At 70.2% G+C, this 12,665-nt stretch carries 13 protein-coding genes; 4 read left to right on the top strand and 9 right to left on the bottom strand.

Annotation, left to right across the window (positions count from 1 at the left end):
• Positions 1–5 precede the first annotated feature (5 nt).
• Both ISU10_RS09880 and ISU10_RS09875 read right to left on the bottom strand, forming a co-directional pair.
• Positions 6–1,088 (bottom strand): PQQ-dependent sugar dehydrogenase, encoded by a 1,083-nt coding sequence (locus ISU10_RS09880; RefSeq protein ID WP_194696232.1) that lies wholly within the window; start codon positions 1,086–1,088, stop codon positions 6–8.
• Positions 1,089–1,111: 23 nt separating this feature from the next.
• Positions 1,112–1,693, bottom strand: a complete 582-nt coding sequence (locus ISU10_RS09875) for a dienelactone hydrolase family protein (RefSeq protein WP_194696231.1) — start codon at positions 1,691–1,693, stop codon at positions 1,112–1,114.
• A 61-nt stretch (positions 1,694–1,754) separates the two neighbouring features.
• Between ISU10_RS09875 and ISU10_RS09870 the strand changes: the two genes are divergently transcribed.
• The gene (locus ISU10_RS09870) at positions 1,755–2,345 is read left to right on the top strand and encodes an ArsR/SmtB family transcription factor (RefSeq protein WP_194696230.1); all 591 of its coding nucleotides are present in this window, start codon (positions 1,755–1,757) and stop codon (positions 2,343–2,345) included.
• A 44-nt stretch (positions 2,346–2,389) separates the two neighbouring features.
• Here the strand turns inward: ISU10_RS09870 and ISU10_RS09865 are convergent, their stop codons facing one another.
• The 6 genes from ISU10_RS09865 to lpdA all read right to left on the bottom strand — a co-directional run bounded on the left by ISU10_RS09865 (position 2,390) and on the right by lpdA (position 9,123).
• On the bottom strand, positions 2,390–2,680 hold the full coding sequence (locus ISU10_RS09865) for a DUF1905 domain-containing protein (RefSeq protein ID WP_194696229.1): 291 nt from the start codon (positions 2,678–2,680) through the stop codon (positions 2,390–2,392).
• Positions 2,681–2,682: 2 nt separating this feature from the next.
• Positions 2,683–3,456: a DinB family protein gene (locus ISU10_RS09860; protein ID WP_194696228.1), complete on the bottom strand. Its 774-nt coding sequence runs from the start codon at positions 3,454–3,456 to the stop codon at positions 2,683–2,685.
• A gap of 87 nt (positions 3,457–3,543) precedes the next feature.
• Positions 3,544–4,764, bottom strand: coding sequence for a SpoIID/LytB domain-containing protein (locus tag ISU10_RS09855; RefSeq protein WP_194696227.1), 1,221 nt, complete (start codon positions 4,762–4,764; stop codon positions 3,544–3,546).
• A 57-nt stretch (positions 4,765–4,821) separates the two neighbouring features.
• On the bottom strand, positions 4,822–6,162 hold the full coding sequence (locus tag ISU10_RS09850) for a calcium-binding protein (RefSeq protein WP_194696226.1): 1,341 nt from the start codon (positions 6,160–6,162) through the stop codon (positions 4,822–4,824).
• Between the two features lie 100 nt (positions 6,163–6,262).
• Positions 6,263–7,663: an NAD(P)H-quinone dehydrogenase gene (locus ISU10_RS09845; protein ID WP_194696225.1), complete on the bottom strand. Its 1,401-nt coding sequence runs from the start codon at positions 7,661–7,663 to the stop codon at positions 6,263–6,265.
• A gap of 59 nt (positions 7,664–7,722) precedes the next feature.
• On the bottom strand, positions 7,723–9,123 hold the full coding sequence (lpdA, locus tag ISU10_RS09840) for a dihydrolipoyl dehydrogenase (RefSeq protein WP_228500393.1): 1,401 nt from the start codon (positions 9,121–9,123) through the stop codon (positions 7,723–7,725).
• A 69-nt stretch (positions 9,124–9,192) separates the two neighbouring features.
• Between lpdA and ISU10_RS09835 the strand changes: the two genes are divergently transcribed.
• A complete protein-coding gene (locus ISU10_RS09835) occupies positions 9,193–9,645 on the top strand; it encodes a gamma-glutamylcyclotransferase (protein WP_194696223.1) in 453 nt (150 codons plus the stop codon).
• 50 nt (positions 9,646–9,695) lie between these two features.
• Here ISU10_RS09835 and ISU10_RS09830 read toward each other — a convergent pair whose 3' ends face one another.
• Entirely contained in the window at positions 9,696–10,322 is a 627-nt protein-coding gene (locus ISU10_RS09830; RefSeq protein WP_194696222.1) for a hypothetical protein, read from the bottom strand.
• Between the two features lie 83 nt (positions 10,323–10,405).
• On the opposite strand from ISU10_RS09830, the gene ISU10_RS09825 reads away from it, so the two are divergent.
• Both ISU10_RS09825 and ISU10_RS09820 read left to right on the top strand, forming a co-directional pair.
• Positions 10,406–11,218 (top strand): purine-nucleoside phosphorylase, encoded by an 813-nt coding sequence (locus ISU10_RS09825; protein WP_194696221.1) that lies wholly within the window; start codon positions 10,406–10,408, stop codon positions 11,216–11,218.
• Between the two features lie 12 nt (positions 11,219–11,230).
• Positions 11,231–12,613 carry a pyridine nucleotide-disulfide oxidoreductase gene (locus tag ISU10_RS09820; RefSeq protein ID WP_194696220.1) on the top strand — a complete coding sequence of 461 codons (1,383 nt, stop codon included), beginning with the start codon at positions 11,231–11,233 and terminating at the stop codon, positions 12,611–12,613.
• The last annotated feature ends 52 nt before the right edge of the window (positions 12,614–12,665 follow it).

Genomic DNA, 12,665 nt, shown 5'->3' with positions numbered 1-12,665 from the left:
GGCCGCTAGGGCGATCCGGTCACCACGCGCAGCACCCGGTCATCGCCCTGGTCGAACTCGCCGCGCCCGTCCCGGTTGCTGGTCGTGATCCACAGCGAGCCGTCGGGGGCGACCTGCACGTTGCGGAGCCGTCCGTAGTCGCCCGCGAGCAGCGCGACCGGCTTGCCAACGCCCTCGTCGGTCAGCGGTACGCGCCACAGGCGCTGCCCCCTCAGCGCACCGACGTACAGGCCGCCGTCGAGGTAGGCCAGGCCCGACGGGCTGGCCTCGTCGGTGGCCCAGGTGAGCAAGGGGTCGACGTACTGAGGCTCGCCGCCCTTGCCTTCGACCTCCGGCCAGCCGTAGTTGGCTCCTGGCCGGATCAGGTTGACCTCGTCGAAGGAGTTCTGGCCGAACTCGGTGGCGTACATGCCGCCGTTCTCGTCCCAGGCCAGGCCCTGCACGTTGCGGTGGCCCATCGACCAGACGAGCGAGTGGGGATCGGGGTTGGCCGGCGAGAGCGGCGGCTGACCCGTCGTCGTCATCCGCAGGATCTTGCCGTTCAGGCTCGCGGGGTCCTGGGCGCGGGCGGGAACACCGGCGTCACCCACCCCGGCGTACAGCTGTCCGTCCGGACCGAACGCCAGCCCTCCCCCGTCGTGGTTGCTCGCCTTGGCGATGCCGTCGAGGATCACCTGCAGGCCGTAGATCCCAGAGCCGTCTGGATCGAGGTGGAACCGCACGATGCGGTTGTCGGCCTCGGCCGTGAGGTAGGCGTAGACGAACGCGTGGCCGGAGTGGATGAAGAGCGGGTCCAACGCGAGGCCGAGCAGCCCACCTTCACCGTCAGGCGCGACACCCGGGACGGTCCCGACGAGGGTCCGGTCGCCGCCCTCGGATGACAGCCGGTAGATCCGGCCAGTCTCGCGCTCGCCGACGAGCGCGTCCCCGTCGGGCAGGAACGTCAACCCCCACGGCACCTCGAGCCCGGTCGCCAGCACCTGCGCCGCGCCGTCCCCGTGATCGACGCTGGAGCAGCGAGACAGGCCGACCGCGCCGGCCAGCACAGCAAGCCCGACCGCGAAGACCACGCGAGCCCACCGCCCCATGACCTGAAGTGTCGCGCAGCGCCTTACAGGCGATCCAGGAACGCCAGCGTGCGTTCGGTCACCAGCGCAGCTGCCTCGGCGTCGTACGACGGGAGGCTGCTGTCGGTGAACAGGTGCTGCTCGCCCGGGTAGACGAACAGCTCGGCGCGCTCGGCTCCGAGGAGAGCGACCGCTTCGTCGGCGAAGGGCCGGTCCTCCCCGAAGTACTCGTCGCCCTCGGCCCCGTGGATCTGCAGCGGTACGCCGTCGGGGAAGGGACCGACCGCCCACTCGCCGGCGATCGGCATCGCCGACTCGAGCATCAGCAGGCCCCGGGCTCCCGGGCGCTTGACGGTCAGCTGCAGAGCCGGCGGGACGCCGTAGGAGATGCCGGCGTAGACGAGGTCGTCGGGCAGGTCGTCGACGGCAGCGTTGACGCGCTCGTCGATCGCCCCCTCCTCCAGTGACCTGGTGTAGGCGAACCCCGACTCGATCGAGTCGAAGATCTGCCCGTCGAAGAGGTCGGGCGTGTGCACGGTGTGCCCTCCTGCCCGCAGCTGGTCGGCGAACGCCCGGACGCCCTCGGTCAGACCTTGGATGTGGTGGAACAACAGCACCTCGGCCACGCCTACACTCCTCGTCGTACGACTGTCATCGAATGATCCAACAATCTAGAATGTTCTGACAATGTCGGTCAACCCGCCCCCTCAGATCCCGGACTACGACCTCGACGAGATGGTCGTGGTCGCGGCGCCCGTGCAGCTGCGCGCGCTGGCCGACGCGTTGCGTGGCACGCTGCTCGAGCTGCTGCTCGAGCGGGCGGCGACGGTGACCGAGCTGGCGGAGGCGGTCCAGCGACCCAAGAGCACCGTCGCCTACCACGTCAACCAGCTGGTCGACGCCGGCCTGCTCAAGGTGGTGCGCACCCAGCGGGTGCGCGCGATCGAGGAGCGCTACTACGGCCGGGTCGCCCGCACCATCTACATCGGCGCGCTCTCCTCCGACGAGGACATCGCGATGGTCGCCAACATCGACGGCCTCGCCACGGCCTACGGCGAGTCACGCCGGGCCAAGGACGCCGACGACCTCCGCTGCACGCTCGTGCATGCCCGGATCCCGATCGAGGACGTGCGGGCCTTCTGGGCCGAAGTACAGGAGGTCGCCCGCAGGTTCGCCCAGATCCCGAGGTCCGGCGACCAGGTCTACGGCTTCGTCGCCGGCCTCTACCCCACCGACGCCCCCACCCTCCCCGAACCCCCCTCACCGCCAGCTTCTTGAAACGCACCCGCGGGTTGCAGGGAGTCGCGACGGTCCTTGCGTTCCTAGAACCGCACCGTCACCTCGACGCTGATCTCGTCGCCGACCGTGATCGCGGCGGGCCGGCGCACGGCGTCCTTGAGCGGCAGCAGGTACCCGCCGTCCTTGGGGAACAGCGAGGTCTCGAACTCCACCTCGCCGATCCGCGCGGTCACCGGGATCACGCCCCAGCCGTACGTCGCGACCTGCCGCACCTCGTGCACATCCTCGGCCGCCTCCTCGGTCAGCGGGAGGTAGTAGTACGGCGCCGGGCCGCGCCACTCGATGACGGTCCCGGTGAAGCTCAGCTCGAGCACGCTCAGATCCCCTGCTCGATCACGGCGAGGTCCCGCTCGGCGTACATCCGGTGCCACCACTCCTCGTTGAGCACGACGAGCAGGCACTGACGGACCTCGAGCCGGTCGCCTTCCGGAGGCCAGCCCGGCCCGACCAGCGGGTCGGAGGTCTGGCCGAGCCGCTCGTCGGTCAGGTCGTCGACCACCCGGCGGACGAGTGCCATCGCGTCCTGGCGCAGGGCCAGCGCCTGGTCGAGCGACGGACGGGCCTCCCTGTCGTGTGGCACGCCCTCGGTCGGCCGCATCTGGTCCCACGGCAGCGAGAGTGCGTGCCACGGGCTCGGGTCACCGAGGATGCCGCGCCCGACCCACGACTCGGTCGCGAACGCCAGGTGCCGCAACGTCTGGACGAACGACCACTCGCCGTCGACGGACTCGTGCACCTGCTCTGGCGCGAGCCGACGGGCCCGGTCGACGGTGAGGTTCCAGAGGCGCTGGTTGATGTCCCACGCGTCGCGGAACCCGTCGGCGGTGACCGGGCGGAACTTCGGCTTGTCGGGATACATCCGGTCCAGCTCGGCGTCGACCAGCGGTGCCACGTCGACGCCGTTGATCACCAGGTTCTTGATCTCGCCGCTGATCGTGGTGTCGGAGATCTCGACGCCCCGCATCGTCACCCGGTGGAGGTCGGCGTTGTCGATGCGTGAGCCGTTGAGCAGCACCATGTCGAAACTCGAGCCCTGCAGGTCCGCACGTTCGAACCTCGACCCCGTCAGGTCCTGGAAGCCTTCGGTCATGCCTCCCACGCTAGGGGGTGATCCGGACGAACGCCGTCCGGTGACCAGCACGCCGGGTACGGGCCGGCCCGTCGCGACCTGAGCCGCTCAGCTCACCTTGAGGACGAACCAGCTCGACCGGAGCCCCACCCGCAGACGGAAGTCCTCCCCGGTCGTCTGCACGCTGCCGCCGGTGCCGGTCAGGGTCATCTTCAGCACCCGTCCGCCGAGGTCGCCGTGCCCGTCTCGCGTGTCGATCGAGATCTTGGTCAGGGAGCCGATCGCCGGGTAGTTGCGCTCGACGTTGCCGGCGGTCAGCGGCACGTCGTGCCAGGTGCCGACCTTGTTGCCCGACCACCCGTCGTACGGGTCGGCCTTGGCCACCAGGTAGGGCTGCGAGCCGGCCACGGTCCAGCCACCGTTGCTCGAGGAGAACTGCGTGAACGCCGGCTTGCCTGCCCCGTCGAGCCGCACGGAGAAGCGCGTGGCCGCGATGGCGGTGTCGGTCGAGGCGTACTCGGCGCTGAAGCCGCCATAGACCTGGCAGGAGGTGGTGTCGCAGATCTGGTAGAGCTTCGAGGACGGCGTACTGCGGTCCCACGCTGCGTAGGTGCGCGCCGCGATCGCCTGCGCCTCCAGCGCCGCCTGGTGCCAGCTCGGGAAGGTCTCGCGCGGCACCACGCCCCGCAGGTAGCTCTCCAACGGCACGCGGTTGACGGTGATCCGCTTGGCCCTGCCCGGCCTCGGAGCGCGGGAGGCGAGCCCGCCGCGGTAGGCAACGTTGCCCGTCGCGAGCACCAGCGTCACCGGAGCGCCCCCGGCGGTGAACTCGGCGTCGCCGCCGAGGGTGCGCCACCTGACCCAGCCGCCGCGGTAGAACGACACGACGGTCTTGGTGCCCGAGCCGGCCTTGAGCCGCCAGCGACGGGTGTTCCTGTCCGGCAGCACGATCTTCTTCTTGGTGACGAGGTCGCGCACCGCGAGGCCCGGTCGACGCAGCACGGTGAGCACGTTGTCGCGGTCGCCGGAGATCCAGACCTTGACCTGGCCCTTGGCCTGACCCGCCGTCGTACCGGGGTAGTAGAAGTCCATGATCTGGGCGCTCGTGAGGCCCTGCAGGGCGGCGCCCTCGGAGCCGTACTGCGACATCCCGCGGCCGTGCCCGTAGCCGAAGCCGTCGACCTTGATCGTCGATCCCGCGCCGATCGTCCAGACCTCGGCCGCTTGGGCGGCCGGCGCAGCAGCGACTGCACCGGGTACGGCGCCCAGCGCGAGCGCCGTACAGCTCAGGAGGGCGAGTGGGATGACGAGGTGTGAGGTCCGAGGCATGTCGAGTGAGAGTAGCCAGCGGGCCCCGAAGTTCGGCCCGGAGCCGGGCCCCGTGACTCAGTCGGGCAGCTCGCAGCTCTTCTCGACCTCGACCTGGCGGCAGGTGTCGGTGCCCCGGCCGCCCTCGGCGGTGTCTTGTCCGAGACCGCCGTAGAGCCGGTCGTCGCCCGGGCCGCCCTTGAGGGTGTCGTCGCCCGTCGTGGCGACGACACGGTCGTCGCCGCCGGACATCGTGGCCACGATGCTGCCGCCGTTGCTCATCATCACGGTCTCTGCGGCCGCGGTGCCGATCACGAACCACCGCAGGATCGCGGAATAGGCGTTGTCGAGGGTCAGCGTCTCGACGGCCTTGACGATGCCGCAGCTGTCACCGCTGACCTTGCGCAACCCGAACGCGCCACTGCGCAGGTCGGCGTCCAGCTTGCCGATGCGCACCGACCTCTTCACCGTCGGCACGACCTCGTCGGCGCCGACGCCGCCGTCGAGGTTGATGCAGGCCGCGGAGGTGATGTCGGTCAGGGTGAACACGTCGTCGCCGGGACCGCCGAGCAGCGTCACCGGTCCGGCTGAGGGACGGTCCAAGGTGATCAGGTCGCCGGCCCGGCCGCCGTCGAGCATGTCGTGACCGGCGTAGGACATCAACTCGTCGTTGCCGAGGCCACCGCGCAGGATGTCGTCGACGCTCGTGTCGGAGACCAGCCCGTCGACCAGGACGTCGCGTCCCGGACCGCCGTCGATCTCGTCGCGGCCACCGCGGCCGAGGATCTGGTCGTCCCACGGGGAGCCGATGACCCGGTCGCCCTGCTCGGAGCCGAGGACGGTGAGGTACGGGTGCTTCTCGAGGATGTCGTTGCCCTCTCCAGTGGCTCGTCCGCGGTGGCGCGGCGTGCCGAGGGTGATCGTCATCTTGAACTTCGCGCCCTTGTAGGACAGGCGGTCGCGCTCGACCGACCCGAAGGCCAGCTGGCGCGGGTCGTAGCCCAGGTCGATGAGGTCGTCGCCCTTGCCGCCCTCGATGACGTCGCCGACGACGAGCCGCTCGCCGTCGCTGTTGCGCGTCTCGGAGCGTCCGTCGAGACCGCCGAAGAGCTTGTCGTCGCCGCGGCCGCCGTCGATGAAGTCGCGGCCGCCGCCTCCGCAGATGATGTCGTTGCCGTCGCCACCTTGGATGCGGTCGTCGCCGTCGAGGGCCGCGATCACGTCCATGGCCGGGGTGCCCTTGATGACGTCGGGACCGTTGGTGCCGACGATGGTCGCCACCCGTCCCTTGCACTTCATCGCCTTCGCGGCACGAGTCGGCGCTGCGTCGGCGACGCCGAGGACACCGGGAAGCACCAGGAGGGCGCCTACGAGCGAGATCACCGATGCGGACGTGACAACTCTGCTGACCGGCTTCATCGCTTCATGGTGAGGCCATCGCCAGCGTGAGGCGAGCCCGACTCGCGGTGAGTGAGCGTTGGTTTGGGCCGGCCGACTCCTGCTCACCGGTTCTCGGGCCTCACATCCGGTGCATCCGCCTCGCCGCCTCGGCGACCGAACCGCTCATCGACGGGTACACCGTGAACGCGTGGGCGAGCTGGTCGGCGGTGAGGCGTTCGGCCACCGCGAGGGTCACCGGATGGATCAGCTCGCTCGCGCGGGGAGCGACGATCACGCCCCCCTCGATCACGCCGGTGCCGGGCCGGCAGAAGAGCTTCACGAAGCCGTCCTGGACGCCTTGCATCTTGGCGCGGGCGTTGCCCGCGAGCGGGAGGGTCACCTGGTCGGCCTGCACCTCGCCCGCGTCGACGGCCCGCTGTGACCACCCCACGGTCGCGATCTCCGGCGAGGTGAACACGTTCGAGGACACCTGCCCGAGGTCGAGCGGAGCGACGGCGTCGCCGAGCGCGTGCCACATGGCGATCCGGCCCTGCATCGCGGCCACCGAGGCGAGCATGAGCACACCGGTGCAGTCGCCCGCCGAGTAGACGCCCCTCGTCGTCGTGCGGGAGACGCGGTCGACCTGCACGAACCCGCCGTCGTCGAGGTGGACGCCGGCCTCCTCGAGGCCGATACCGGATGTCTTGGGCACCGAGCCGAGAGCCAGGATGCAGTGGGAGCCCTCGACCGTGCGGCCGTCGGTGAGCGTGACCACGACGGAGTCTCCGTGGCGCTCGACCGACGCCATCCGCGACCTGGAGAGCACGCTCATGCCGCGCCGGGTCAGCACGTCCTCCAGCACCGCCGCGGCGTCGGCGTCCTCGCCGGGCAGCACGCGGTCACGCGAGGACACGAGGGTGACGGGGATGCCGAGTGCGAGGTACGCCGAGGCGAGCTCGGCGCCCGTCACACCGGACCCGACGACGACCAGGTGCGAGGGCACCTCGTCGAGGTCGTAGACCTGTTCCCAGGTGAGGATCCGCTCGCCGTCGGGCTGCGCGGTGGGCAGGGTGCGCGGCGCGGCGCCGGTCGCGACCAGCACGACGTCGGCCCGCAGCACGGTCTCCTTGCCACTGGTGTCCACGAGGACACGGTCTGCGCCCGCCAGCTCACCGAGGCCCTGGACGACGTCGACGCCTTCCTTGGCCAGCCGGGTCGCGATGTCGGCGGACTGGTCGGCCGCGAGCTTCTTGACGCGGCGGTTGACCTTGCCCAGGTCGACGGTGACCGTCGTCGCCGCGTCGCCGTCGGGGTCGGTGAGCCGCACGCCGAGCTCCTGCGCACCCGCCACCTCGGTCATCAGGTCCGACGTGGCGATCAGGGTCTTGCTGGGCACGCAGTCGGTCAGCACCGCTGAGCCGCCGATGCCGTCGGAGTCGACCACCGTGACGGTGGCGCCAAGCTGCGCGGCGACGAGGGCCGCTTCGTATCCTCCTGGCCCACCGCCGACGACGACCACCCGCTGCGGGGACCGCTCCATCAGTGTCCTTCCGGGGTCTCGAGACGGTTGCTGGCGCAACCTCCTCGACCAACGAGATGTCAGAGGTTGATCATGTGGCCGGCGATGCCGTGCACGGCTTCCTTGACCGCCTCGGTGAGCGTCGGGTGGGCGAACACGTTGCGCGAGACCTCGTCGGCCGTGAGGTCCCACTGCTGGGCCAGCGTCAGCACCGGCAGCAGCTCGGTGACCTCCGGGCCGATCATGTGGGCGCCGAGGATCTCGTTGTACTTCGCGTCGGCCACGACCTTGACGAACCCGACTGCGTCGCCCATGCCCTGTGCCTTGCCGCTGGCGCTGAACGGGAAGGTGGCCGTCTTGACGTCGTACCCCTTCTCCTTGGCCTGGGCCTCGGAGTAGCCGAACGACCCGATCTGGGGCTGGCAGTAGGTCGCCCGCGGCACCATGTCGAAGTTGATCGGCATCGTCTCGGCGCCGGCGATCGTCTCGGCGGCCACGATGCCCATCGCCTCGGCCACGTGGGCGAGCATGAACTTCCCGGTCACGTCGCCGATGGCGTAGACGTTCGGCACGTTGGTGCGCATGTAGTCGTCGATGGCGATCGCGCCGCGCTCGGTCGTCTCGACGCCGATCGCCTCGAGGCCGTAGCCCTGCAGCCGCGGCGCGAACCCGAAGGCCGCCAGCATCTTGTCGGCCTCCAGCACCTGGGAGTCGCCGCCCGCGGCCGGGCTGACCGTGACGCGGACGCCGGAGCCGGTGTCCTCGACGTTCTCGACCTTGGTCGACAGGAGCACGTTGACGCCCAGCTTCTTGTAGTGCTTGAGCAGCTCCTTGGAGACCGCCTCGTCCTCGGTGGGCACCATCCGGTCGAGGAACTCCACGATCGTCACGTCGACCCCGAAGTTCTTCATCACGTAGGCGAACTCCACGCCGATGGCACCGGACCCGCCGATGATGATCGAGCCGGGGAGGTCCTCGTCGAGGATCTGCTCCTCGTAGGTCACGACGTTGGGGCTGACCTGCATGCCCGGCAGCATCCGCACGGTCGCGCCCGTGGCGATGATGAGGTTGTCGAAGGAGTAGGACGTGGTGCCGCCCTCGGCGTCCTTGACGTCGACCGCCTGGGGGCCGGTGATCGTGCCCCAGCCGTCGATCTCGGTGATCTTGTTCTTCTTCATCAAGAAGTGGACGCCCTTGACGATGCCGGCGCTGACCTGGCGCGACCGCGCGTGGGTGGGCCCGAAGGCCATCGAGGCGTCGCCGGTGATGCCGTACTTGTCCTTCTCGTGGTTGAGGACGTGGGCGAGCTCGGCGTTCTTGAGCAACGCCTTCGACGGGATGCAGCCGACGTTGAGGCAGACCCCGCCCCAGTACTTGTCCTCGACGACTGCCACCGACTTGCCGAGCTGTGCGGCACGGATCGCCGCGACGTAGCCGCCGGGTCCGGCTCCGAGCACCAACACGTTGAAGTGAGTCACCAGGACACCTTATTGGCCCACCCTGTCGCCGTTGCGGGGCACGGCTGCCCGCAGGCTTTAGAGTTCACCCCCGTGACGCTGTACGCCGCCTACGCGTCGAACCTCGACCCGGCCCGGATGGGCCAGCGGTGTCCGCACTCCCCGCTGCGCACGACCGGCTGGCTGGTCGGCTGGCGGCTGACGTTCGGCGGTGAGGACCTCGGCTGGGACGGCGCGCTGTCGACCATCGTCGAGGACCCGATCGAGCAGGTCTTCGTGGCCGTCTACGACGTCACGCGCGACGACGAGGAGCGCCTCGACGGCTGGGAGTCCACCGAGACCGGCCTCTACCGCAAGGCCAAGGTCCGGGTCTCGACCATGACCGGCGAGCTGCTGGTGTGGACCTACGTGCTCGACGCCTACGAGGGCGGCCTGCCCAGCGCGTCCTACCTCGGGGTGATCGCCGACGCGGCCGAGGCCGCCGACGCGCCCGCCGACTACGTCGCCGCCCTGCGCCGCCGACCCTGCCGCAGCACCGGGTTGTAGCCCGCCCAGATCTTCGAGCGACCCGAGGTGGTCGAGCTTGTCGAGACCACTCAGCCCAGGGAGCCCGACGGACCGCCGTTGGGGCCGAACAGGTCGACGGAGGGCTTGCCGTACTTGTCGACGCCGAGCCAGAGCCGCTTGTTGCCCTCGCGATCGTTGATGACCAGGCCGACGGTGCCGTCCTCCTCGCGCGCCAGCCGCATCCGCGTCACGGGTCCGTCCCGGGGCTCTTGGCCCGCGTGGCCGCCGGTGATCATGTCGAGCAGTGACCACGACGGCCGGTCGATGAACTCGATGACGCTCGAGCGCACCCCGTCGTCGTCACGGTGGATGATCGAGATGGCCTGGTCCTGCTCGTAGCTGTCGATGGTGAAGCTGCCGCCGTCGACGTCCCAGGTGATGCCGCCGCACTCGGTGCCCTCGGGGGTGATGAAGATCAGGCCCGGACCACCGCGCCCACCAGGGTGCTCGATCACCTCGCCGCGGGCGTAGATCTCGTGGGTGTTGGCCGTGATCACCATCCGCAGCCCGCCGTCGGGGCCGACGAGGTTGATGCGCTCGGCAGTGACCACACGAGGTTCGTCGAAGACCCCCACCGCACGCGCAGCGGCCTCGGCGGTCGCCAGTGCCACCCGGGCGACCTTCAGCGCGCTGCGGGCATCCTCGGCGGCGTTCACGAGGCTTATCAAACACGAGTCGTGTGCATCACGGAGCGTTCTGGCGCACGCGCCGCCACACGACACTGGCTAGGGTGCGGCGCATGACGCACGCCGCGACGACCGCCTCGCCGTACGAGCTCGCCGACGAGGCGGCCGCTGTCTTGAGGGAGCGGACGGGGATCGAGCGGCACGACGTGGCCCTCGTGCTGGGCTCGGGCTGGCTCCCGGCGGTCGACGCCCTCGGCGAGGCGACCGCAGAGATCTCGACGACCGACCTGCCCGGCTTCTCCGCGGCGGCCGTCGCCGGGCACTCCGGCAAGATCCGCAGCGTCCGCTCCGGCGACAAGCAGCTGCTGGTGTTCCTCAGCCGCACGCACTACTACGAGGGCAAGGGCGTCGCGGCCGTGGTGCACGGAGTACGTACGGCGGCGCGCGCGGGCTGCCGGGCCATCGTGCTGACCAACGGGTGCGGCGGCCTGAAGGAGCACTGGACGCCGGGCACGCCCGTGCTGATCAGCGACCACATCAACCTGACCGGTCGCTCCCCGATCGAGGGAGCCCACTTCGTCGACCTCACCGACCTCTACTCCAGCCGCCTGCGCGCGATGTGCCGCGAGGTGGAGCCGTCGCTGGAGGAGGGCGTCTACGTCCAGTTCCCCGGTCCCCACTACGAGACCCCGGCCGAGATCGGCATGGTCCGTGCCATCGGCGGCCACCTGGCCGGCATGAGCACCACGCTCGAGGCGATCGCCGCCCGCGAGGCCGGCATGGAGATCCTCGGCATCAGCCTGGTCACCAACCTCGCCGCGGGCATGTCCGGTGAGCCCCTCAACCACGATGAGGTCCTCGAAGCCGGCAAGGCCGCGGCCTCCCGGATGGGCGTATTGCTCTCGCAGATCGTGCCCCGGATCTGAAATGGACGTCGGGTGACGCGCTCCATCGAGGCCGACTACCTGGTGGTCGGCGCCGGGGCGACAGGACTCGCGTTCACCGACGCCGTGATCGACAACCCGGACGTGCGGGTGGTCATCGCCGACCGCCGACAGGGGGTGGGCGGGCACTGGCTCGCGGCCTACCCCTTCGTCCGGCTGCACCAGGCCTCGACGTTCTACGGTGTCGCCTCGACGGTGCTGGGCGGAGGCATCCAGGCTGACGGCCCGGAGGCCGGCCTGCACGAACGGGCCGACCAGCAGACGATCTGCGCGTACTACGACGAGATCCTGTCCGGCCGGCTGCTCGGCTCCGGCCGGGTCGAGTTCCTGGCCGGCCACGACTACCTCGGCGATCGCACCCTCGCCTCTCTCGAGTCCGGCCAACGGATCGAGGTACCTGAGCGGTGCCGGATCGTCGACGCCCGCTACCTCTCCCCCGAGATCCCGGCTGAGACGCCTCCGAAGTTCGGAGTCGACGACGGCGCGCGGGTGATCCCGGTCAACGATCTCCCGGCCCACGGCGACGGTCCGAGCCAGTACGTCGTGGTCGGCTCCGGCAAGACCGCGACGGACGCCTGCGTGTGGCTGCTGCAACGGGGCACGGATCCCGACGACATCTGTTGGGTACGGCCGCGAGAGCCGTGGATGCTGAACCGCGCGGTCATCCAGCCCGACCCGGCCATCTACCTCGAGATGGTGGCCGACCTGCTGCAAGCGGCCGCGGCGGCCGCGTCCATCGACGACCTGATGCTCCGGCTCGAGGACGCCGGCGTCATGCTCCGCATCGACCGGTCGATCATGCCGACCATGGCCAAGGCACCCACACTCGGCCACTGGGAGCTCGAGCTGCTGCGTTCGGTCGAGAACGTGGTCCGTCGCGGCCACATCGTCAAGGCGGGCCGCGGCCGGCTCGACTTCGCGGACGGATCGGTCGCCGTCGCCGACGACGCCCTTGTCGTCAACTGCGCCGCCGACGGGCTCAAGAACCCACCGCGGGTGCCGATCTGGCAGCAGGAGGCGATCACCCTGCAGCCGGTCCGGGCCGGGTTCCCGTGCTTCGGAGCCGCGCTCACCGGGTACGTCGAGGCGACCCGCCACGACGACGACGTCAAGAACCGGCTGTGTCCCCCGTCGTCCTACGGCAACACGCTGGCCGAGTGGGCTGCCATGAACGTCCTCGGTCTCAGGGCAACGGCCGCCTTCAGCTCAGAGCCGGACATCAAGCAGTGGTCGGACCGGGTCGCGCTCAACCCCTCGCGGATCCCGGCGGACTACCCCGGATCACCGGAGCTGGACGATGCCTTGGGCCGCCTCGAGGCCAACCTCGGCCAGGGCGTCGAGCGCCTGGCCGCGTTCGCCGGTCAACCCTCGGGCTGACACGGGGACAGGCTTGCCCGATAGCGGAGATTGTCTCCGTATGTGAGACGGC

This window comes from Nocardioides agariphilus, from assembly GCF_015352445.1.
In the GTDB taxonomy this organism is placed as follows: Bacteria; Actinomycetota; Actinomycetes; order Propionibacteriales; family Nocardioidaceae; genus Nocardioides; species Nocardioides agariphilus.
The sequence above is the reverse complement of the archived record's forward strand: the minus strand, read 5'-3'. Positions and strand labels throughout refer to the sequence as shown.

Bases quoted from the DNA above. Each gene is read 5' to 3' on its own strand.
- ISU10_RS09880 (WP_194696232.1), bottom strand. From the start codon at position 1,088: ATGGGGCGGTGGGCTCGCGTGGTCTTCGCGGTCGGGCTTGCTGTGCTG.
- ISU10_RS09870 (WP_194696230.1), top strand. From the start codon at position 1,755: ATGTCGGTCAACCCGCCCCCTCAGATCCCGGACTACGACCTCGACGAG.
- ISU10_RS09860 (WP_194696228.1), bottom strand. From the start codon at position 3,456: ATGACCGAAGGCTTCCAGGACCTGACGGGGTCGAGGTTCGAACGTGCG.
- ISU10_RS09855 (WP_194696227.1), bottom strand. From the start codon at position 4,764: ATGCCTCGGACCTCACACCTCGTCATCCCACTCGCCCTCCTGAGCTGT.
- ISU10_RS09850 (WP_194696226.1), bottom strand. From the start codon at position 6,162: ATGAAGCCGGTCAGCAGAGTTGTCACGTCCGCATCGGTGATCTCGCTC.
- ISU10_RS09845 (WP_194696225.1), bottom strand. From the start codon at position 7,663: ATGGAGCGGTCCCCGCAGCGGGTGGTCGTCGTCGGCGGTGGGCCAGGA.
- ISU10_RS09825 (WP_194696221.1), top strand. From the start codon at position 10,406: ATGACGCACGCCGCGACGACCGCCTCGCCGTACGAGCTCGCCGACGAG.